Below are 21,895 nucleotides of genomic sequence, written 5' to 3' on the forward strand. Positions count from 1 at the left end.
GATGGATAGCCAAACCCTGATGTTATTTGGCGGCATCGGCGCGATCCTGGTCATCGCCTCGCTGATCGGCCTGATCCTCAAGCTGCGCACCCGTGGCAGCCCGAATGCAGTGATCGACAACCTCAACGCCCGCATCAACGCCTGGTGGGTGATGGTGGTGGTCATCGGCATCGCCTTCTGGCTCGGCACCGGCGCGGTGATCCTGCTGTTCTACGCGGTGTCGTTCTACGCCCTGCGCGAATTTCTCACCCTCACCCCGACCCGGCGCAGCGACTACCCGGCCCTGGTGGCCGCGTTTTACCTGGCCCTGCCGCTGCAATACCTGCTGATCTACGCCGACTGGTATGGGCTGTTCTCGATCTTCATCCCGGTGTACGTGTTCCTGCTGCTGCCGATCCTCGCCTCCCTGGGCGGCGACAGTACGCACTTTCTGGAACGGGCATCGAAGGTGCAATGGGGGTTGATGATCGCCGTGTTCTGCGTGTCTTTCGTCCCGGCGCTGCTGACATTGGACATACCGGGTTACGAAGGCCGTAACCTGCTGCTGATCGCCTATCTGGTGATCGTGGTGCAACTGTCGGACGTGCTGCAGTACGTGTGCGGCAAGCTGTTCGGCAAACACAAGATCGCGCCCAACCTGTCACCGTCGAAAACCGTGGAAGGTTTTGTCGGCGGGATCCTGTTGTCGTCGCTGATCGGCGCAGCGCTGTGGTGGACCACACCGTTCAATCCCTGGCAATCATTCCTGATCGCGCTGCTGATCAACCTGCTGGGGTTTGCGGGAGGGATTGTGATGTCGGCGATCAAGCGTGACCGCGGGGTGAAAGACTGGGGCCACATGATCGAAGGGCACGGCGGGATGCTGGATCGGCTGGATTCGGTGTGCTTTGCGGCGCCGATCTTCTTTCATCTCGTGCGCTACTGGTGGACCTAACCCACCCCTTTCTCAAACCCGATGGAGATCAAATGTGGGAGCTGGCTTGCCTGCGAAGGCGGTGGTGCAGTAACAGATGCAGCGACTGACACGCAGCCCTCGCAGGCAAGCCAGCTCCCACAGGGGATATGCGCCTACCTGTAGGTTTTATGGTGCTTTCAATACCTCTAGCCAGTGATCTCGATATAGCTAGACTCTCCGCCTCCGGTCGCACCCGATAGCCAGCCCCAAACGAAACTCAGGGTAGTGCGCCCGGCGTGATCAACACCTACCGTGCCTCGTGACCACCCTGCGAGCAGCTCCCCGTCCAGGGTGACGCACTGATAAAGCAGCTCGATAGTATCTGGGCCGGTCACCCGCCCGACCTGCGTTCCCAGGCGAATTCGGCCACCTTGGTAAGTGCTCGAAATCACCCCGCCTTCGACTTCGTAATGAAACACGGTGCCGGTACCGGACAACCCTTGGGCGTTGTTGGCGACCACGAACCGGCGATTGTGCAAACGTGCGTGGACGGTAGCAGGAGGGTTTTGCATCAATACGCATCCTTGAATTGAGCGAATTCAAAACACAAAAAAGGGGCTGTTGAAAACAGCCCCTTTTGGGTACGCCAGTGAGGCTTACTCCACCGTCACCGACTTCGCCAGGTTACGCGGCTGGTCAACGTCGGTGCCCTTGAGCACCGCGACGTAGTACGACAGCAACTGCAGCGGGATGGTGTAGAGGATCGGCGACAGGGTGTCGTGGATGTGCGGCATGTTGATTACATGCGTGCCTTCACCATTGGTCATTCCCGCCTTCTCGTCAGCGAAGACGATCAGTTGGCCGCCACGGGCGCGTACTTCCTGCAGGTTGGACTTGAGCTTCTCCAGCAGTTCGTTGTTCGGCGCCACGGTGACCACTGGCATGTCGTCATCCACCAGGGCCAACGGGCCGTGCTTCAGCTCGCCGGCCGGGTAGGCTTCGGCGTGGATGTACGAGATTTCCTTGAGTTTCAGCGAGCCTTCCATCGCAACCGGGTACTGCGCACCACGGCCGAGGAACAGGGTGTGGTTCTTGTCGGCGAACAGCTCGGCGACTTTTTCCACGGTGCCGTCCATGGCCAAGGCTTCGCCCAGGCGGGTCGGCAGGCGGCGCAGTTCTTCCACCAGAGTGGCTTCGACACCGTCGGCGAGGGTGCCGCGTACTTGGCCCAGTGACAGGGTCAGCAGCAACAGGCCCACCAGTTGGGTGGTGAAAGCCTTGGTGGAGGCGACACCGATTTCACGACCGGCCTGGGTCAGCAGGGTCAGGTCGGATTCACGCACCAGGGAGCTGATGCTGACGTTGCAGATCGCCAGGCTGCCGAGGAAGCCCAGTTCCTTGGCGTTGCGCAGGGCGGCCAGGGTGTCGGCGGTTTCGCCGGACTGGGAAATGGTCACGAACAGGGTGTCGGGCTGCACCACCACCTTGCGATAGCGGAACTCGCTGGCGACTTCGACCTGGCATGGGATGCCGGCCAGTTCTTCCAACCAGTAACGCGCCACCATACCGGCGTGGTAGCTGGTGCCGCAGGCGACGATCTGCACATTGCGCACTTTGGCGAACAGTTCAGCGGCTTGCGGGCCGAAAGCATTCACCAACACTTGGTTCTGGCTCAGGCGACCTTCCAGGGTGCGCTGTACCACGGACGGCTGCTCGTGGATTTCCTTGAGCATGAAGTGGCGGAACTCGCCCTTGTCGGCGGCTTCGGCACCGTCGCGGTATTGCACGGCTTCACGTTCCACGGACTGACCGTTCACGTCCCAGATCTGCACGCTTTCACGGCGGATGTCGGCAATGTCGCCTTCTTCCAGGTACATGAAGCGGTCGGTCACTTGGCGCAGGGCCAGTTGGTCGGACGCAAGGAAGTTCTCACCCAGGCCCAGGCCAATTACCAATGGGCTACCGCTGCGGGCGGCCACGACGCGGTCAGGCTGGCTCGCGCTGATCACGGCCAGGCCGTAGGCGCCGTGCAGCTCTTTGACCGTGGCCTTGAGGGCGGTGGTCAGGTCGCTGTGGTCCTTGAGCTTGTGGTTGAGCAGGTGGGCGATCACTTCGGTGTCAGTGTCCGAGGTGAAGACGTAGCCCAGGCCCTTGAGTTGTTCACGCAGCACTTCATGGTTTTCGATGATGCCGTTGTGCACCACCGCCAGGTCGCCCGAGAAGTGCGGGTGAGCGTTACGCTCGCACGGAGCACCGTGGGTGGCCCAACGGGTGTGGGCGATCCCTAAGCGACCTACCAGCGGCTCACCGGCCAGGGCCTGGTCCAACTCGCTGACCTTGCCCGGGCGGCGCATGCGCTCCAGCTTGCCGGCGTTAGTGAAGACGGCCACACCGGCGCTATCGTAGCCGCGGTATTCGAGGCGCTTGAGGCCTTCGATCAGGATGGCAGTAACGTTACGTTCGGCGACTGCGCCAACAATTCCACACATGGTGCTTCTCCTAGATGACTGCCGCGCATATCAGCGTAATGCCGCGGGCTTGGATCTGGTCGCGGGCCTCGAGCGGCAGGCGATCATCGGTAATAAGGGTATGGACGCTGCTCCAGGGCAGTTCCAGGTTGGGAATCTTGCGGCCGATCTTGTCGGATTCGACCATCACCACCACTTCACGGGCGACCTCGGCCATGACGCGGCTCAAGCCCAGCAGTTCGTTGAAGGTGGTGGTGCCGCGCTGTAAATCGATGCCATCGGCACCGATGAACAGCTGGTCAAAGTCGTAAGAACGCAGGACCTGCTCGGCGACCTGGCCCTGGAACGAATCCGAATGCGGGTCCCAGGTGCCCCCGGTCATCAACAGCACCGGTTCGTGTTCCAGTTCGCTCAAGGCGCGGGCCACGTTCAGGGAGTTGGTCATCACCACCAGGCCCGGCTGATGCCCCAGTTCGGGGATCATCGCGGCGGTGGTGCTGCCGCTGTCGATGATGATGCGCGCATGTTCACGCAAACGCTTCACGGCCGCACGGGCGATGGCGCGCTTGTAGACCGAGATGGGCTGGGCAGCGTCACCCACCAGCTCTTGGGGCATAGTGATTGCGCCGCCGTAGCGACGCAGGAGCAAGCCGTTACTTTCGAGGGCAGCAAGGTCCTTGCGGATGGTCACTTCCGAAGTTTCGAAATGTTTGGCCAATTCGTCCACGCTGACTTCGCCCTGTTCGTTGAGCAAGGTCAGGATATTGTGGCGTCGTTGGGGGGTGTTTCGTTTCGACATGGTAGTGATAAGTTTCGTTTCGAAAGATAACGAAGGCAATCAAAACCTATTGGTGAAAGATCGTCAAGAGGCGGAAGGCATTTTTGTAGAGCTTTCGGACATGCCACTAAACAACTGTGGGAGCTGGCTTGCCTGCGATAGCGGCGTGTCAGGCGACATCATGATGAATGTCAGACCGCTATCGCAGGCAAGCCAGCTCCCACAGGAGTGAATCTCAACCTATCGAGTTGTGGATAACTCAGCTCTTCTTGATTTTGACCGGGCGTTTCCAGCCGTCGATGTTGCGTTGGCGAGCCCGGGCAACCGCCAGTTGGGACTTATCCACATCCTGGTTGATGGTTGAGCCCGCTGCGGTGTTGGAACCATCGCCGATGGTCACCGGAGCAACCAGCGAGTTATTGGAGCCGATGAACACGTCTTCACCAATGGTGGTCTGGTACTTGTTGGCACCGTCATAGTTGCAGGTGATGGTGCCGGCGCCGATGTTGGTGCGGGCGCCGATGACGGCATCGCCCAGGTAAGTCAGGTGGCCGACTTTGGCGCCTTCGCCCAGGTGAGCGTTTTTCAGTTCGACAAAGTTCCCCACATGGGCCTTGGCCCCCAGCTCGCTACCCGGACGCAAGCGCGCAAACGGCCCGGCATCGCTGCCCTCGCCCATCACCGCACCGTCGATATGGCTGTTGGCCTTGACCACCACGCCTTTGCGCAAGGTGCTGTCCTTGATCACGCAGTTCGGGCCGATCACCACACCGTCTTCAATGATCACGCGGCCTTCGAGGATCACATTGATATCGATCAGGATGTCGCGGCCCACCGTGACTTCGCCACGTACATCGAAACGCGCCGGGTCTCGCAGGGTCACACCCTGGGCCATCAGGCGCAGGCCTTCGCGCAGTTGATAGTGACGTTCCAGCTCTGCCAGTTGTTTGCGGTCGTTGGCGCCCTGCACTTCCATCGGATGGTGGGGCTGCTCGGTGGCGACCAGCAGGCCATCGCTGACGGCCATCTCGATGACGTCGGTGAGGTAATACTCGCCCTGGGCGTTGTTGTTGGACAGGCGGCTCATCCAATCGGCGAGCTTGTTGGCAGGCACCGCGAGAATGCCGGTGTTGCCTTCAGTAATCGCGCGCTGGGCTTCGCTGGCATCTTTGTGTTCAACGATGGCAGCCACCTTGCCGTCGGCGTTGCGCACAATGCGGCCGTAGCCCGTAGGGTCGTCCAGCTCAACGGTCAGCAGGCCCATCTGGCCAGGCACCACGTGCTTGAGCAGGCGTTGTAAGGTTTCCACTTCAATCAGCGGTACATCGCCGTAGAGGATCAATACCGTGTCCGCGGTGATGAAAGGCACAGCCTGCGCGGTCGCGTGGCCGGTGCCCAGTTGCTTGTCTTGCAATACGAAATTCAGGTCGTCCGCGGCCAGACGCTCACGGACCACATCGGCACCGTGGCCAATCACCACATGAATACGTTGTGGGTCCAGTTGCCGGGCGCTGTGGATAACATGACCCAGCATGGAATTGCCCGCGACCGGGTGCAGCACCTTGGGCAGGGCCGAACGCATACGAGTGCCCTGGCCTGCGGCGAGAATGACGATTTCAAGAGACATGAATGGCTACCAATCCTGGGCGGTCCGGGTTCAGACCAAAGAAGTGTTTTGCAAAAAAGAAAAAGGGTAGCCGAGGCTACCCTTTTTAATCAATCACGCATCAAGCAAAACGGCGTGGCCGCTTACTTCTTGCGGATCTGCTGGAGAGTACGCAGCTGGGCTGCGGCCTCGGCCAGACGGACTGCAGCAGCGCTGTAGTCGAAGTCTGCGCCTTTTTCGTTCAGCGCCTTCTCGGCAGCCTTGACGGCTTCCTGAGCGGAGGCTTCATCCAGGTCGCCAGCACGTTGCACGGTGTCGGCAAGTACCTTGACCATGTTCGGCTGAACCTCGAGGAAACCACCGGAGATGTAAAACACCTCACGTTCCCCGCCTTGCTTGGTCAGAGTGATCGGACCTGGCTTCAAGCTTGTGATCAGCGGGGCGTGACCCATGGCGATACCAAGATCACCCAAGTCGCCGTGCGCTGTTACAAACTCGACCAGACCGGAGAAAATTTCCCCTTCCGCGCTGACGATATCGCAATGGACTGTCATAGCCATCTGATTGCCTCAACCTGATGAGCGCCCGTTTCCGGGCGCCAGGATTACAGTTTCTTGGCTTTCTCGATCGCTTCTTCGATGCCGCCGACCATGTAGAACGCTTGTTCTGGCAGGTGGTCGTAGTCACCGTTGAGGATGCCTTTGAAGCCAGCAATGGTGTCTTTCAGGGAAACGTATTTACCCGAAGCACCGGTGAAGACTTCAGCCACGAAGAACGGCTGCGACAAGAAACGCTGGATCTTACGAGCACGGTTTACCAACTGCTTGTCGGCTTCCGACAGCTCGTCCATACCCAGGATCGCAATGATGTCCTTCAGTTCTTTGTAACGCTGCAGCACGTACTGAACGCCGCGAGCGGTGTCGTAGTGCTCCTGGCCGATCACGTTCGGGTCCAGCTGGCGCGAAGTCGAGTCGAGTGGATCGACCGCTGGGTAGATACCCAGGGAAGCGATGTCACGGGACAGAACGACGGTGGCGTCCAAGTGGGCGAAGGTGGTAGCTGGCGACGGGTCGGTCAAGTCATCCGCAGGTACGTATACCGCTTGGATCGAAGTGATCGAACCTTCCTTGGTCGAAGTGATACGTTCTTGCAGAACGCCCATCTCTTCAGCCAGGGTCGGCTGGTAACCTACTGCAGAAGGCATACGGCCCAGCAGTGCGGATACTTCAGTACCGGCCAGGGTGTAACGGTAGATGTTGTCGACGAACAGCAGAACGTCGTTACCTTCGTCACGGAATTTCTCGGCCATGGTCAGGCCAGTCAGGGCTACGCGCAGACGGTTTCCCGGCGGCTCGTTCATCTGACCGTAAACCAGTGCCACTTTGTCCAGAACGTTGGAGTCCTTCATCTCGTGGTAGAAGTCGTTACCCTCACGAGTACGCTCACCCACACCTGCGAACACGGAATAACCGCTGTGCTCGATGGCGATGTTACGGATCAGTTCCATCATGTTTACGGTCTTGCCTACACCGGCACCACCGAACAGACCGACTTTACCGCCTTTGGCGAACGGGCAAACCAGGTCGATAACCTTGATGCCGGTTTCCAGCAGGTCGTTGCCGCCCGCTTGTTCTGCGAACGAAGGTGCTGCGCGGTGAATGCCCCAGCGCTCTTCGGTGGCAATCGGGCCAGCTTCGTCGATCGGGTTGCCCAGTACGTCCATGATCCGGCCCAGGGTCGCTTTACCGACCGGTACGGAGATGGCAGCGTCAGTGTCGACAACGTCCAGACCGCGCTTCAAGCCTTCGGTGGAACCCATCGCAATGGTACGAACTACGCCGTCGCCCAGCTGCTGCTGAACTTCCAGGGTAGTTTCCGCGCCTTGTACTTTCAGCGCGTTGTAGATGCTCGGTACGCTGTCGCGTGGAAATTCCACGTCGATAACGGCGCCGATGATTTGAACGATACGTCCGCTACTCATAGCTGGATCCTCTGAATATTTGAACCGTTAAACCGCGGCAGCGCCGCCGACGATTTCCGAGATCTCTTGGGTGATCGCAGCCTGACGCGCCTTGTTGTAGATCAGCTGCAAATCGCTGATCAGATCACCGGCGTTATCGGTAGCGTTTTTCATCGCGATCATCCGCGCCGCTTGTTCAGCTGCGTTGTTCTCGACCACCGCCTGGTACACCTGCGACTCCACGTAGCGCACCATCAAGCCGTCAAGCAGCTCTTTGGCGTCTGGTTCGTAGAGGTAGTCCCAGTGGTGCTTGAGTTCCTGATCCGGGGTTGCCACCAGTGGAATCAATTGCTCCACGGTTGGCTGCTGGGTCATGGTGTTGATGAACTTGTTGGATACCACGGACAGGCGGTCAATCCGGCCTTCCAGGTACGCATCCAGCATCACCTTCACACTGCCGATCAAATCATTGATCGACGGCTCTTCACCCAGGTGGCTGATAGCTGCAACGACGTTACCGCCGAAGTTGCGGAAAAAGGCCGCACCCTTGCTACCAACAACACACAGATCGATCTCGACGCCGTTTTCGCGGTTTACCGCCATGTCCTTGACCAGGGCCTTGAACAGGTTGGTATTCAGACCACCGCACAAACCACGGTCACTGCTCACTACCACATAACCCACACGCTTGACGGCGCGCTCGATCATGAACGGGTGGCGGTATTCCGGGTTGGCGTTGGCCAGATGCCCAATTACCTGGCGGATACGCTCCGCATAAGGACGGCTAGCAGCCATGCGCATTTGTGCCTTGCGCATTTTGCTGACCGCCACTTTTTCCATGGCGCTGGTAATTTTTTGCGTGCTTTTGATGCTCGCAATCTTACTGCGAATCTCTTTTGCGCCTGCCATGTAACACCTATCAGGTTAGCAAGCGGAAGCCTTGCGGCTCCCGCTGCGGCTTACCAGGTTTGGGTGGCCTTGAACTTCTCGATACCGGCTTTCATGCCAGCGTCGATATCGTCATTGAAGTCACCCTTCACGTTGATCTTCGCCATCAATTCGGCGTGATCGCGGTTGAAGTAAGCAATCAGCGCTTGTTCAAAGCTGCCGACCTTGGCGATTTCAACGTCGGTCAGGAACCCACGCTCAGCGGCATACAGCGACAACGCCATGTCAGCGATCGACATTGGGGCGTATTGCTTCTGCTTCATCAGCTCGGTAACGCGCTGACCATGCTCAAGTTGCTTACGGGTCGCTTCGTCCAGGTCAGAAGCGAACTGGGCGAATGCCGCCAGTTCACGGTACTGAGCCAGAGCGGTACGGATACCACCGGAGAGCTTCTTGATGATCTTGGTCTGAGCGGCACCACCCACACGGGATACCGAAACACCGGCGTTCACTGCAGGGCGGATGCCCGAGTTGAACATGGCCGATTCCAGGAAGATCTGACCGTCGGTGATGGAAATCACGTTGGTCGGAACGAACGCGGAAACGTCGCCAGCCTGGGTTTCGATGATCGGCAGTGCGGTCAGGGAACCGGTTTTGCCGGTCACTGCGCCGTTGGTGAACTTCTCTACGTATTCTTCCGAAACGCGGGATGCGCGCTCCAGCAGACGGGAGTGGAGATAGAACACGTCGCCTGGGTAGGCTTCACGGCCTGGTGGACGGCGCAGCAGCAGGGAAATCTGGCGGTAAGCCACTGCTTGCTTGGACAGATCGTCATAAACGATCAGCGCGTCTTCACCGCGGTCGCGGAAGAATTCACCCATGGTGCAACCGGAGTACGGTGCCAGGAATTGCAGCGCAGGAGATTCCGAAGCACTGGCAGCCACGATGATCGTGTTGGCCAGGGCGCCGTTTTCTTCCAGCTTGCGAACTACGTTGGCGATGGTCGATTGCTTCTGACCGATGGCTACGTAGACGCAGAAAATGCCGCTGTCTTTCTGGTTGATGATCGCGTCGATCGCCAGAGCGGTTTTACCGATCTGACGGTCACCGATGATCAGCTCACGCTGGCCACGACCGACCGGGATCATGGCATCGACAGCCTTGTAGCCAGTCTGTACAGGCTGGTCTACCGACTTACGCCAGATCACGCCTGGAGCAACTTTCTCGACCGCATCGGTCTCGGTGTTGCCCAGTGGACCTTTACCGTCAACAGGGTTACCCAGTGCGTCGACAACGCGACCCAGCAGTTCCTTACCAACCGGAACTTCCAGGATGCGGCCTGTGCACTTGGCGCTCATGCCTTCAGCCAGACTGGTGTACGCGCCCAATACAACGGCACCTACGGAGTCTTGCTCCAGGTTGAGGGCCATACCGTAGACGCCGCCCGGAAACTCGATCATCTCGCCGTACATGACGTCGGCCAGACCGTGAATCCGCACGATGCCGTCAGATACGCTGACGACAGTGCCTTCGTTACGGGCTTGGGAGGTCACATCGAGCTTGTCGATGCGGCCCTTGATAATTTCACTTATTTCGGAAGGATTGAGTTGCTGCATTGCTCTGCTGCCCCTTCAAACTCAAGATTTCAATGCTTCGGCAAGTTTCGCGATTTTGCCGCGAATCGAGCCATCGATAACCAGGTCGCCGGCACGGATAACAACACCACCAATAAGCGATGCGTCCTCCGAAGCTTGCAGGCGCACTTCCCGATTGAGTCGTGCACTGAGAACCTTGGCGAGTTTGTCTTGCTGTTCTTGGTTCAATGCGAAAGCACTGGTCACTTCAACGTCTACCGATTTCTCTGCTTCGGCCTTGTACAGGTCGAACAGAGCGGCGATCTCCGGCAATAGCGGGAGACGGTCGTTTTCGGCAATGACGTGGATGAAGTTCTGCACCTTCACATCAAACTTGTCGCCGCACACTTCAATAAAAGTGGCGGCCTTGTCTGCGCTCGTCAGGCGCGGGGCCTTGAGCACGCGCTGCATGGTGTCGTCTTGCGACACTGCTGCAGCCAGGCCGAGCATGGCTGACCAAGAGGCCAGCTGCTGGTGGGCCTGGGCGTGCTCGAAGGCTGCCTTAGCGTAAGGTCGGGCCAACGTGGTCAGTTCTGCCATGATCGCCCTCGCTTAAATTTCAGCAGCCAGTTTGTTAACCAGCTCCGCGTGCGCGTTTTGATCGATTGTGGCACCGAGGATCTTCTCAGCACCGCCAACGGCCAGAGCACCCAGTTGGGCACGCAGCGCGTCTTTGACACCGTTCAGTTCCTGTTCGATCTCGGCATGAGCCGAAGCCTTCACACGGTCAGCTTCGACGCGGGCTTTTTCAACAGCCTCTTCGACGATCTGGTTACCGCGTTTCTTGGCTTGCTCAATGATCTCGGCTGCCTGTGCTTTAGCTTCGCGCAGTTGCTGACCCACTTTCTCGTGGGCCAACTCCAGGTCGCGAGCTGCACGGCTGGCAGCGTCCAAACCATCCGCGATCTTCTTCTGACGTTCGTGCAAAGCCGCGATGACCGGAGGCCACACGAACTTCATGCAAAACACTACAAAAATGAAGAACGCAACGGATTGGCCAATCAGGGTTGCATTAATGTTCACGCCAACACCTCGCTCATTCGTTGTCCATCACCCCAATCACTCGAAAATCGAGTGATTAGCCAGCGAGTTGACCAACGAAGGGGTTCGCGAAGGTGAAGAACAGTGCGATACCAACGCCGATCATGGTCACGGCGTCGAGCAGGCCGGCGACGATGAACATTTTAACTTGCAGCATTGGGACCATTTCTGGCTGACGCGCTGCGCCTTCCAGGAATTTGCCGCCCAGCAGGCCGAAACCAATGGCAGTACCCAGGGCGCCCAGGCCGATCAACAGTGCAACAGCGATAGCGGTTAGACCAACTACAGTTTCCATCTTTCCTCCCGACTTTTACGTCGTATGGTTTAGGTTTTTTAGATTTTAAAGCGGTAAAACAAATCGTTTCATAGCCCTGTTGGGCCACCTTCCCGTTTGACCGGGAAGGACATCAGACTAGTCGAGACTGGTCTTAATGGTTCTCTTCGTGCGCCATCGACAGGTAGACGATGGTCAGCATCATGAAGATGAAGGCCTGCAGGGTAATGATCAGGATGTGGAACACAGCCCACGCCCACTGCAGAACTACGCCCAGGCCGCTAAGCCAGAGCAGGCCGCTGCCGAACATCACAGCGATCAGAATGAACACCAGCTCGCCGGCATACATGTTGCCGAACAGTCGCAGAGCCAGGGAAATCGGCTTGGCGACCAGGGTGACGAATTCCAGCAGGAAGTTCACCGGGATCAGCAGGGCTTGAACGAAGATGTTCTTGCTGCCGAACGGGTGCAGGGTCAGTTCGCCGATGAAGCCGCCGATGCCCTTGACCTTGATGCTGTAGAAAATGATCAGCGCGAATACCGACAGAGCCATGCCCAGTGTGGCGTTCGGGTCAGTGGTGGATACGGCGCGGAATGGAATGTGCGGGTCGCCGGAGATCGCCATGGCCAACTGAGGAATCCAGTCCACCGGGATCAGGTCGACGGCGTTCATCAGGAACACCCAGACGAAGATGGTCAGTGCCAGCGGTGCAATCACCGGGCTACGGCCATGGAAGCTGTCTTTCACGCTGCCATCGACGAATTCGACCAATACTTCAACGAAGTTCTGCAAAGCACCTGGCTGACCCGAAGTCGCCTTCTTTGCCGCCATGCGGAAAATCAGGACGAAGATCAGACCCAATGCGACCGACCAACCCAGAGTATCCAGGTGGAAAGCCCAGAAACCCATTTCTTTGGCTTCTGCTGCGGTGTGGGCAAAGCCCCAGCCGCCATTAGGAAGCTGACCGAAGGTCAGGTTCTGCAAGTGGTGCTGGATATAGCCCGAAGCGGTTGTTTCTGCCATGGTTGCCTCAAACGCCCTAAGGTTTCGAAAGTCTTGTTTTCATTAGCAGGGGAGCGAACCAGCTGACCAGTTGGGTCAACACGAAGACGCCGAATACAGCCAGCGGCGCCAATGGCTTCACACCTGCAAAGGTCAGTGCAAACAGCACTGCCGTCAAAATCAGTTTCCCCGCCTCGCCGGCATAAAAAGACCGGACGATAGCCTGGGCTGCTCGGGCGCCGGAAAACCGAAAGGCCCTGTGAGCAAAATACATATTGGGCAGCAAGGCTATCAGGCCTCCGCAGAGTCCTGAATACCCGGCTACGACTCCATGCCAATACCAAAGCGCCAATGCGGCGATCAGCAAAATGACAAATTGAGCCAGTAGAACCGGAAAAACAGCCAAGCGATGGAACGGCAACGTGTTTGGCGTGCGGGTTTCCATCACTCTTGCTCCTCAATGGTCGGCTGCCGGAAATCAATAACTTGGCATAATTTGTGCCGACAAAATGCGCGCAGAGTATAGGGGCGGTTCAGCCCCTATTCAACTGTCGGGTAGTGATTTCCGATCACGCGCTACATAAGCAAATGTTTCAGCGGATGTGGGCAAGGACGCCTTGAAGCTCGTCAAGGGAGTTATATCCGATGACCAATTGCCCTTTGCCCTTCTTGCCGTGACGAATTTGCACCGCAGAGCCCAGGCGCTCGGCCAGGCGCTGCTCGAGTCGCGCGATATCCGGATCAGGTTTGGCGGTTTCCACCGGTGCAGGTTTGCCGCTGAGCCATTGGCGCACCAGCGCTTCAGTCTGACGTACGGTCAGGCCTCGTGCGACAACGTGTCGCGCCCCTTCAACCTGTTGATTTTCCGGCAAACCGAGCAACGCACGGGCATGGCCCATTTCCAGGTCGCCGTGGGACAACATGGTCTTGATCACTTCCGGCAGCGCGATCAAACGCAACAAGTTGGACACGGTGACGCGGGACTTGCCCACTGCCTCGGCCACTTGTTGCTGGGTGAGCTGGAATTCCTGCTGCAAACGCTGCAACGCAATCGCTTCTTCGATCGGGTTGAGGTCTTCACGCTGAATATTCTCGATCAGTGCCATGGCGATCGCGGTTTCATCCGGCACGTCGCGCACCATCGCCGGGATAGTCTCCTTGCCTGCCTGCTGGCTGGCACGCCAGCGGCGCTCCCCGGCGATAATCTCAAAGCGGCCACCGCCAATGGGGCGCACCACGATGGGCTGCATCACGCCCTGAGCCTTGATCGAGTTGGACAGTTCTTCCAGGGCCTGGGGGTCCATGTCCCGACGTGGCTGGTATTTGCCGCGCTGGATCAGGTCCAGCGGCAAGTGCTGCAGCTCGCGCTCGTCGGCCTGCACCGCTTGTTCTTCAAGCGATGTGACGGTCGGACCACTCAACAGTGCATCCAGTCCACGTCCGAGACCTCGTTTCTTGACGGCCATGGGGATTCCTTAAGTTGGCTGGGCTGCAGCGGTGCGTGAATTACGGCGTTGGCGGCGAACCATCTCGCCAGCCAATGCCAGGTAGGCGATGGCGCCACGCGAGGATTTGTCGTACGCCAGCGCCGGCATGCCATAGCTTGGCGCTTCGGCCAGACGGATGTTGCGTGGAATCACGGTGTCGTACAGCTGGTCACCGAAGTGTTCCTTGAGCTGCGCCGACACATCGTTCATCAGGCTCAGGCGCGGGTCGAACATGGTCCGCAACAAGCCTTCGATCTGCAGTTTCGGGTTGAGCAACTCGGCAATGCGCTTGATGTTATCCACAAGGTCGCTCAGGCCTTCCAACGCGTAGTACTCGCACTGCATGGGGATAATTACCCCATCGGCGGCCACCAGCGCGTTAAGCGTGAGCATCGACAGCGACGGTGGGCAGTCGATCAAGATGTAATCGTAGTTGTCGCGAATGGGCGCCAGGGCGCTGCGCAGACGGCTTTCTTTCATCTGCATTTCCAGCAACACCACTTCCGCCGCGGTCAGATCGCGGTTGGCCGGCAGCAGTTGGTAACCGCCGTGCTCGGAATAATGCATGGCCTGGGCAAGGTCGCATTCGCCAATCAGCAAATCGTAGACCGAGTTTTCCAGGCCGTGTTTATCCACACCGCTACCCATGGTGGCGTTGCCCTGTGGATCGAGATCGATCAACAGCACCCGACGCTTGGTCGCGACCAGGGATGCTGCGAGGTTGATACAGGTGGTGGTTTTACCCACGCCACCTTTCTGGTTCGCTATCGCGAATACCTTAGCCATTCTTGCTTGTGTTCCCAATCATGCCGTGCGGCGCAGTATCAGCAGATGGCGTTGGCCTTGGCAACCAGGTACGGCCAAGGCGTGTTCGCTATCGAGGTGGAAGTCTGCCGGCAATGCTAACAGCTCGTCGCTTGGATGGACGCCCTTCATTGCCAGCCAGCGCGTGTCGCGATCGCCAAGGTGGCGGGTCCAGTTGCTGAAGTTCTCCATGCTGCTGAACGCCCGGGAAACAATTCCGTTGAAGGGCTGTTCAGGCGTGAAGGCTTCGACGCGGCTGTGGATAACTTGCAGGTTGTCCAGCTTGAGTTCGAGTTTGACCTGGGTCAGGAAGCGGGTTTTCTTGCCGTTGCTGTCCAGGCAGGTCACTTGCGACTCGGGAAACAGAATCGCCAGCGGAATACCGGGCATTCCGCCGCCGCTGCCGACATCCAGCCAGCGACCATTTTCGATGAATGGCATAACACTAAGACTATCGAGCAGATGGCGCGAGACCATTTCGTCCGGATCACGCACTGCGGTCAGGTTGTAAGCCTTGTTCCATTTGATCAACAGGGCGAGGTAGCCCAGCAGTAGCTCATGCTGGGCTTCGGTCAGCGCAACGCCCAACTGGCGCGCTCCTGTGGATAACTCTTCGGCGTGTTGCGAGGTGACCAACGAACTCAAGCGCTTTGCTCCAACTGACGGCCCGCGCCGCGTTTTTTCAAATGAATCATCAACAGCGAGATGGCTGCCGGGGTGACGCCAGGAATACGTGAAGCCTGCCCGAGGGTTTCCGGACGAGTTATCCCCAACTTGCTTTGGATTTCTTTCGACAACCCGGAAATCCCGGTGTAGTCGATATCCACAGGCAGCTTGGTGTCTTCACTGGCGCGCAGGCGAGCAATTTCGTCCTGCTGGCGATCAATGTAACCGGCGTACTTGGTCTTGATCTCAACCTGTTCGGCAACTTGTGGGTCCTCAGCGCCCTGGCCTGTCACTTCGACCAAACCAGCGTAGTCGATTTCCGGACGGGAAAGCAGGTTGAGCAAGTTGTACTCATGGGTCAACGGCGTGCCGAATTTTTCTGCGATGGCGTCGCCCTGCTCCGTGCCCGGGCGAACCCAGGTACTTTTCAGACGCTGTTCTTCGAGCGCAATGCTTTCGCGTTTCTTGCAGAAGGCCGCCCAGCGGGCGTCATCGACCAGGCCCAGCTCGCGACCTTTTTCGGTCAAGCGCAGGTCGGCGTTGTCTTCGCGCAGGATCAGACGGTATTCCGCCCGAGATGTGAACATCCGGTACGGTTCCTGGGTACCCAGAGTAATCAGGTCGTCGACCAATACGCCGATGTAGGCTTCATCGCGACGCGGGCACCAGCTGTCTTTGCCCTGTGCACGCAATGCTGCGTTGGTCCCGGCCAGCAAACCTTGGGCCCCGGCTTCTTCATAACCGGTGGTGCCGTTGATTTGGCCGGCGAAGAACAGGCCACCGATCACTTTGGTTTCCAGGCTGTATTTCAGGTCGCGCGGGTCGAAGTAGTCGTACTCGATGGCGTAGCCCGGACGCACGATGTGCGCGTTTTCCATACCGCGAATCGACTGCACGATCTGGATTTGCACATCGAACGGCAGCGAAGTGGAAATTCCGTTGGGGTACAGCTCGTGGGTGGTCAGGCCTTCGGGTTCGATAAAGACCTGGTGGCTTTCCTTGTCGGCAAAGCGGTGGATCTTGTCTTCGATCGACGGGCAATACCGCGGGCCGATGCCTTCGATCACCCCGGAATACATCGGCGAACGATCAAGGTTCGCGGCAATGATTTCGTGGGTACGGGCGTTGGTGTGGGTGATCCAGCAGCTGACCTGTTTCGGGTGCTGTTCTTTGGAACCCATGAACGACATGACCGGGATCGGCGTGTCGCCGGCTTGCTCGGTCATCATCGAGAAATCCACAGAACGCCCATCAATACGTGGCGGGGTCCCGGTTTTCAAGCGGCCGACGCGCAGCGGTAGTTCACGCAGACGTTTTGCCAGGGCGATCGACGGCGGGTCACCGGCACGGCCACCGGAATAATTTTGCATACCGATGTGGATAAGTCCGCCCAGGAACGTGCCCGTGGTCAGTACGACCGAATCTGCATGAAAACGCAGACCCATTTGCGTAACAACACCACGTACCTGGTCCTGCTCGACGATCAAGTCATCGGCGGCCTGCTGAAATATCCACAGGTTCGGCTGGTTTTCCAGGGTTTCGCGTACCGCTGCCTTGTACAGGATGCGGTCGGCCTGAGCCCGGGTAGCACGTACGGCCGGGCCTTTACGGCTGTTGAGCACGCGAAATTGAATACCACCCTTGTCGGTGGCCATCGCCATTACCCCGCCAAGGGCATCGATTTCCTTGACCAGATGGCTTTTGCCAATCCCGCCAATTGCGGGGTTGCAACTCATGGCACCGAGGGTTTCCACGTTATGCGTCAGCAACAGGGTTTTTACACCCATGCGTGCTGACGCCAGTGCTGCCTCGGTACCGGCATGACCGCCGCCGATGACGATCACTTCAAAACGGGAAGGGAAATCCACCACGCACCTCGTGCCTGCTTATGTAGGTAATCAGGAATTGTTTGTTGAAAGGGTTTTAGAGCTTTGCGGGCAAGTATAGGGACTTAGGGCTTCCTAAAGAACCCTTTGCACAAAATTTAACCAGCTGTGGATGAATCACAGACAATAGAAATTAAAAGAGAGAAATTTATTAAATCTTTGTTTTTATGTTTATTTATACTGAGCAACATTTCTGTGGATAGATCTCTACAGGCCTTTATTTTCAATGTGTACAGCGATTCAAAACGTTGTGGTCATCTGCCAATGAGGCCCTTGGATAAGTGCTTTAAGCCTGTGGATTAAACGACCGGTTATCCACAGATGGGTTTTTACGCAGGTTTCACGCCCTGTTATCAACTGGGCACAGGAGCGGTTATTCACAGGGCTTAATCCACAGAAACGGCCGATTTCGTCCACGGCAAAGCTGGGAATTAATCCCGGGTGGGACAAAAACAGATCTATTGTGGGAAAACACTGGGCCAGTTAATAATAGCGATTATCATTAACCTGCCTTGTCGCGCCTATGCCTCCCTCCTCACATACCGCAGCGGTCCACCACATCTATGAACAGCACCATTCGTGGTTGCGCGGATGGCTCAAGGGAAAATTGCATAACGCCAGCGATGCAGCCGATGTGGCCCACGACACGTTCGTGCGCATGCTCGGTGGACGACATGCGGCGCAGATCCTCGAACCACGGGACTATCTGGCCACCATCGCCAGGGGCCTGGTGATTGATCGGTATCGCCGGCATGCCATCGAGCAGGCCTACAGGCAGACCCTGGCAGAGCGTCCTGAAGCCACGGCTATCAGTGAGGAAGACAAGGCAATCATCATCGAAACCCTGGTGGCTGTGGATAAAGCGCTGTCTGGGCTGGGTGAGCGTGCACGGCGAATTTTCATGCTGGCACAGATTGAAGGGCTGACTTATCAACAGATCGCCGATCTACTGCAGGTATCGCTGACCACGGTGAAGAAACACATGATCCGTGCCCTCACCGAGTGCTCCCTGATCATGGCCAGCCGGTAATGGTCAGCCCTGACCGCAAGACGTTCGAGGTCGCTGCCAGTTGGTATGTGCAATTCCAGTCGCAATCACCGACGCCCGCACAACATCAAGCGTGGCAGCAGTGGCTTAATCATGACCCGTCCCACCAGGCGGCTTGGGACCAGATGGAGCAGTTGCAACGCAGCCTCGGTGGCCTGCCCCCTGATCTCACACGCCGCGCGTTATCCACCACGCAACAGCGGCGCCAGGTACTCAAGTGGATGCTGGTGCTTGGCGGCAGTGGCTACCTGGGCTGGAACGTCCAGCAACATACGTCGTTGGGTAACGCATGGGCTGATTACCGCACGTCGGTGGGCCAGAGGCGGCGCATCGAGTTGGCGGATGGCACGCAGATCAATCTCAATACTCATACCGCTATCGATGTGGCCTTTGACGGGCACCAACGTTTGATCCGTCTGCGCGAGGGTGAAGTACTTATCCACACCGGCACGCGGGGTGGGCACTTACCGTTTTATGTAGAAACTCGCCAAGGCCGGGTCCAGGCGCTGGGCACTCGGTTTACTGTGCGCCAACTGCCGGACGCCACGCGGGTGGGCGTCTTGGAAGAACGGGTTGAGATATCCCCCGGCGACCAACCCGAACTTCGCCGCACTATTGGCGCGGGTGAGAGCGCAGAGTTTGATCGGCACAATGTGCGCCCTGCCCAGCGATATGGCGGTGTACAGGCCGCCTGGGTCGATGGCCAACTGATCGTGCTCGATGCTCGGCTAGGAGAAGTTATCGATGAGTTGGCGCGCTATCGGTCGGGCGTATTGCACTGCGACCCAGCCTCTGCGGGCCTACGCGTTTCCGGGACATTCCGTCTGGACTCAACCGATGCCGTCCTCGCTAACCTGCAAGCGAGCCTGCCGATTCAAGTGAAATACTTTACGCGCTATTGGGTGTCGGTCACCCGGATCGGCTAATCGAAAAATAATCCACAGAGGGGTTATCTTTTTTTGACCTGGTGCGGCCCTACAGGTAATCACGACGCTACCTTCAGGGCTTACTCACCTATGCGCCTTCCCACCCCGCTCCGCAAACGACTTTCCTGCCATGGCATGACGTACGGTCTGCAGTTCATCACCGCTACGACCGGTGTGTTGTTATCCACCACCGTCATGGCCGCCAGCGCAACGCAACACTTTGCCATTGCCGCAGGCCCGCTGGACAAGGCCTTGAGCCAGTTTGCCGCCAAGGCCAATGTGATTCTGTCCTTCTCGCCACAGCAAACGGCGCGTTTGAATACGCCAGGGCTGCAAGGTGACTATTCGGTGGACCAGGGCTTTGCGCTACTGTTGCAGAACTCGGACCTGCAGGCGGTCGCACAGGCTCCCGGCAGCTATGTATTACAGGCGGCACCTGCTGGCCAATTGACCTTGGCCCCTACCACCGTGAGCGCTTATCAACAGGGCGGCTTCAATCAAGAGATCGCCGGGGATGTAGGCTACAAGGCTCAGAGCAGCCGGATCGGCACGAAGACCAGCACACCGCTGTCCGAGACCCCGCGTTCGGTGTCCGTTGTCACTGGCCAGCGTATCAAGGACCAGAAGTCCCAGACCCTGACAGAAGTGCTGGGCTACGTACCGGGAATCTTCGCCCCACCGTTCGCGGCGGGCGACGGCTTGGCAGGCGATCTGTTTTTCATACGCGGTTTCAACGCCACGGATTACGGCTACGGCCTGCTGCGAGATGGCCTGCGAGTTCAAGGCAATCGATACGACACCACCAGCGAACCCTACGGCCTGGAACGGGTCGAGATTTTCCGCGGTCCTTCTTCCCTGCTCTACGGTGAAAACGCACCCGGTGGCTTGGTTAATCTGGTGAGTAAACACCCGACTGCAACCCCGCAAGGCGAGGTGCAGGTGAGTTATGGTTCGAATAATCGACGCCAGTTGGGTGTGGATATCTCGGGCCCGCTCAACGACAGTGACACTATCCTGGGCCGGGTGGTGATGCTGGGGCGTAAATCCGACACGCAGACCGATCACGTTCCGGACGATCGTCTGTATATCGCGCCATCCCTGACCCTGAACTTCGACGACTACAACACCCTGACGCTGCTGGCCAACTATCAGAAAGACCATACCAACCTGGAACTCGGCCTACCCGCCGCCGGTACCCTGCTTACAAATCCCAACGGCAAGCTGTCCAAACACACCTTGCTGGGCAACCCGGACTGGAACACCTTTGAACGCGAAGCGTGGAGCACCGGCTATGAGTTCAGCCACAGCTTCAATGATGACTGGCAGTTCCGTCAGGACTCGCGCTATATGCAGTCACGTATCAACCGGCACGAAACCTGGCCTGGCTCATTGAATAACGGTGGCTTCGGCACCCGGCTGAACATGAACGCCTACGACCGCTACAACAAGTCGATGGTCTATTCCCTGGATAACCAGCTCGAAGGCAAGTTCCAGTTGGGCAGTGTGGAAAACACAGTGCTATTGGGCGCCAGCTATGACCGAACCTCGTTCAATCAAGACTGGGATGCGGGTTTCGCCGGCACCATCGATGTGTATAACCCGGTGTACCTGCGCGACCCGCTCACTCCCCTGGCAGTGCAAAACACTTTGCTTGAACAGCAGATGAAAGGGGTTTATGCACAGATCCAAAGCAAATACGACCATTGGCTCTTTCTGCTCGGCGGCCGCCAGGACTGGGTCGACAGCGATTACCGAGACAAGGTCAAGCCATCGAGCAATATCAACTCACAGGATCGGAAATTCACTTACCAGGGCGGGGTGATGTACCAGTTCGACAACGGCCTTACGCCGTATGTCAGCTATTCCACCGCGTTTGTCCCCGTGCAGCAGATCTCCAACGCCGGCTCGCCGTTGAAACCGATCACCAGCAGCCAATACGAAGTGGGCGTTAAGTACGAACCGATCGGCTGGGATACGGCGATGACCGTGTCGGTGTATGACCTGCGCAAGCAGGACGATACCTACCTTGATGCCACCACCAACAGCTATCGCCAAGTCGGTGAAAGTCGCGCCAAGGGCGTGGAAGTCGAGGTCAACAGTAACATCAGCTCCAACTTCAACGTGACGGCAGCCTATACCTACACCGACGCCCGGATAACCAAGGATTCGGCCACTTCGCTGGTAGAAGGCCGTCAGATGACGGGCGTGCCGCGTAACCAGGCTTCGGTGTGGGGCAAATATCGCTTTCTCGACGGCCAACTCAAGGGTTTCTCCGTGGGCGGCGGGGTGCGCTATTTCGACAGTACCTTTTCCTACACCCCGCCTACGCTCTACGGGAAGCTGGACGCAGGTAGCGTCACCTTGGTGGATGCGGCACTGGGTTATCAGATCAACCCACACTGGTCGGTGGACCTGAACGCCAAGAACCTGTTCGACAAGGAATATGTATCCGGTTGCAACGATGCGGGGCGTTGCTATTGGGGCGACAGCCGTACCTTGCTCGGTACGGTGTCTTACAACTGGTAGACGGT

General features: G+C 58.0%; 21 protein-coding genes. 4 read left to right on the plus strand and 17 right to left on the minus strand.

The window, feature by feature from the left end:
- The first annotated feature begins 1 nt into the window (after position 1).
- Positions 2-934, plus strand: coding sequence for a phosphatidate cytidylyltransferase (locus MHH62_RS24510; protein ID WP_014720583.1), 933 nt, complete (start codon positions 2-4; stop codon positions 932-934).
- A 167-nt stretch (positions 935-1,101) separates the two neighbouring features.
- Here MHH62_RS24510 and MHH62_RS24515 read toward each other — a convergent pair whose 3' ends face one another.
- The 17 genes from MHH62_RS24515 to mnmG form a co-directional block, all read right to left on the minus strand.
- Positions 1,102-1,467 carry a hypothetical protein gene (locus MHH62_RS24515; RefSeq protein ID WP_014720584.1) on the minus strand — a complete coding sequence of 122 codons (366 nt, stop codon included), beginning with the start codon at positions 1,465-1,467 and terminating at the stop codon, positions 1,102-1,104.
- A gap of 84 nt (positions 1,468-1,551) precedes the next feature.
- Positions 1,552-3,384 carry a glutamine--fructose-6-phosphate transaminase (isomerizing) gene (glmS, locus tag MHH62_RS24520; RefSeq protein WP_014720585.1) on the minus strand — a complete coding sequence of 611 codons (1,833 nt, stop codon included), beginning with the start codon at positions 3,382-3,384 and terminating at the stop codon, positions 1,552-1,554.
- Between the two features lie 10 nt (positions 3,385-3,394).
- A complete protein-coding gene (locus MHH62_RS24525) occupies positions 3,395-4,162 on the minus strand; it encodes a DeoR family transcriptional regulator (RefSeq protein WP_032901516.1) in 768 nt (255 codons plus the stop codon).
- Between the two features lie 238 nt (positions 4,163-4,400).
- Entirely contained in the window at positions 4,401-5,768 is a 1,368-nt protein-coding gene (glmU, locus tag MHH62_RS24530) for a bifunctional UDP-N-acetylglucosamine diphosphorylase/glucosamine-1-phosphate N-acetyltransferase GlmU (protein WP_014720587.1), read from the minus strand.
- A gap of 122 nt (positions 5,769-5,890) precedes the next feature.
- On the minus strand, positions 5,891-6,307 hold the full coding sequence (locus MHH62_RS24535) for a F0F1 ATP synthase subunit epsilon (protein ID WP_003195825.1): 417 nt from the start codon (positions 6,305-6,307) through the stop codon (positions 5,891-5,893).
- 44 nt (positions 6,308-6,351) lie between these two features.
- Positions 6,352-7,728: a F0F1 ATP synthase subunit beta gene (gene atpD / locus MHH62_RS24540; RefSeq protein WP_339232068.1), complete on the minus strand. Its 1,377-nt coding sequence runs from the start codon at positions 7,726-7,728 to the stop codon at positions 6,352-6,354.
- A 27-nt stretch (positions 7,729-7,755) separates the two neighbouring features.
- Complete coding sequence (gene atpG, locus MHH62_RS24545) at positions 7,756-8,616, minus strand: F0F1 ATP synthase subunit gamma (RefSeq protein WP_003195829.1); 861 nt, start codon at positions 8,614-8,616, stop codon at positions 7,756-7,758.
- A 50-nt stretch (positions 8,617-8,666) separates the two neighbouring features.
- Positions 8,667-10,211 carry a F0F1 ATP synthase subunit alpha gene (gene atpA, locus MHH62_RS24550; protein ID WP_003195831.1) on the minus strand — a complete coding sequence of 515 codons (1,545 nt, stop codon included), beginning with the start codon at positions 10,209-10,211 and terminating at the stop codon, positions 8,667-8,669.
- 21 nt (positions 10,212-10,232) lie between these two features.
- On the minus strand, positions 10,233-10,769 hold the full coding sequence (locus tag MHH62_RS24555; RefSeq protein ID WP_003195833.1) for a F0F1 ATP synthase subunit delta: 537 nt from the start codon (positions 10,767-10,769) through the stop codon (positions 10,233-10,235).
- Positions 10,770-10,781: 12 nt separating this feature from the next.
- Positions 10,782-11,252: a F0F1 ATP synthase subunit B gene (locus MHH62_RS24560; protein WP_003195835.1), complete on the minus strand. Its 471-nt coding sequence runs from the start codon at positions 11,250-11,252 to the stop codon at positions 10,782-10,784.
- Positions 11,253-11,307: 55 nt separating this feature from the next.
- Complete coding sequence (atpE, locus tag MHH62_RS24565; protein WP_002555987.1) at positions 11,308-11,565, minus strand: F0F1 ATP synthase subunit C; 258 nt, start codon at positions 11,563-11,565, stop codon at positions 11,308-11,310.
- 133 nt (positions 11,566-11,698) lie between these two features.
- Positions 11,699-12,568, minus strand: a complete 870-nt coding sequence (gene atpB, locus MHH62_RS24570) for a F0F1 ATP synthase subunit A (RefSeq protein ID WP_014720589.1) — start codon at positions 12,566-12,568, stop codon at positions 11,699-11,701.
- A gap of 16 nt (positions 12,569-12,584) precedes the next feature.
- Positions 12,585-12,992, minus strand: a complete 408-nt coding sequence (locus MHH62_RS24575) for a F0F1 ATP synthase subunit I (RefSeq protein WP_010565865.1) — start codon at positions 12,990-12,992, stop codon at positions 12,585-12,587.
- Positions 12,993-13,140: 148 nt separating this feature from the next.
- On the minus strand, positions 13,141-14,013 hold the full coding sequence (locus MHH62_RS24580) for a ParB/RepB/Spo0J family partition protein (RefSeq protein ID WP_003195890.1): 873 nt from the start codon (positions 14,011-14,013) through the stop codon (positions 13,141-13,143).
- A 9-nt stretch (positions 14,014-14,022) separates the two neighbouring features.
- A complete protein-coding gene (locus MHH62_RS24585; protein ID WP_003195891.1) occupies positions 14,023-14,820 on the minus strand; it encodes a ParA family protein in 798 nt (265 codons plus the stop codon).
- A gap of 18 nt (positions 14,821-14,838) precedes the next feature.
- The gene (gene rsmG / locus MHH62_RS24590) at positions 14,839-15,483 is read right to left on the minus strand and encodes a 16S rRNA (guanine(527)-N(7))-methyltransferase RsmG (RefSeq protein WP_020302581.1); all 645 of its coding nucleotides are present in this window, start codon (positions 15,481-15,483) and stop codon (positions 14,839-14,841) included.
- Entirely contained in the window at positions 15,480-17,372 is a 1,893-nt protein-coding gene (mnmG, locus tag MHH62_RS24595; protein ID WP_014720591.1) for a tRNA uridine-5-carboxymethylaminomethyl(34) synthesis enzyme MnmG, read from the minus strand. The genes rsmG and mnmG overlap by 4 nt, the downstream gene beginning before the upstream one ends.
- Positions 17,373-17,913: 541 nt before the next feature.
- Between mnmG and MHH62_RS24600 the strand changes: the two genes are divergently transcribed.
- The 3 genes from MHH62_RS24600 (at position 17,914) to MHH62_RS24610 (ending at position 21,890) form a co-directional block, all read left to right on the plus strand.
- Positions 17,914-18,420, plus strand: a complete 507-nt coding sequence (locus tag MHH62_RS24600) for a sigma-70 family RNA polymerase sigma factor (protein ID WP_032901518.1) — start codon at positions 17,914-17,916, stop codon at positions 18,418-18,420.
- Positions 18,420-19,364 carry a FecR domain-containing protein gene (locus MHH62_RS24605; RefSeq protein ID WP_339232070.1) on the plus strand — a complete coding sequence of 315 codons (945 nt, stop codon included), beginning with the start codon at positions 18,420-18,422 and terminating at the stop codon, positions 19,362-19,364. Before MHH62_RS24600 ends, MHH62_RS24605 begins: the two co-directional genes overlap by 1 nt.
- Before the next feature lie 135 nt (positions 19,365-19,499).
- The gene (locus MHH62_RS24610) at positions 19,500-21,890 is read left to right on the plus strand and encodes a TonB-dependent siderophore receptor (RefSeq protein ID WP_339232072.1); all 2,391 of its coding nucleotides are present in this window, start codon (positions 19,500-19,502) and stop codon (positions 21,888-21,890) included.
- Positions 21,891-21,895 lie beyond the last annotated feature (5 nt).

Source organism: Pseudomonas sp. FSL L8-0168 (assembly GCF_037976155.1).
In the GTDB taxonomy this organism is placed as follows: Bacteria; Pseudomonadota; Gammaproteobacteria; order Pseudomonadales; family Pseudomonadaceae; genus Aquipseudomonas; species Aquipseudomonas paracarnis.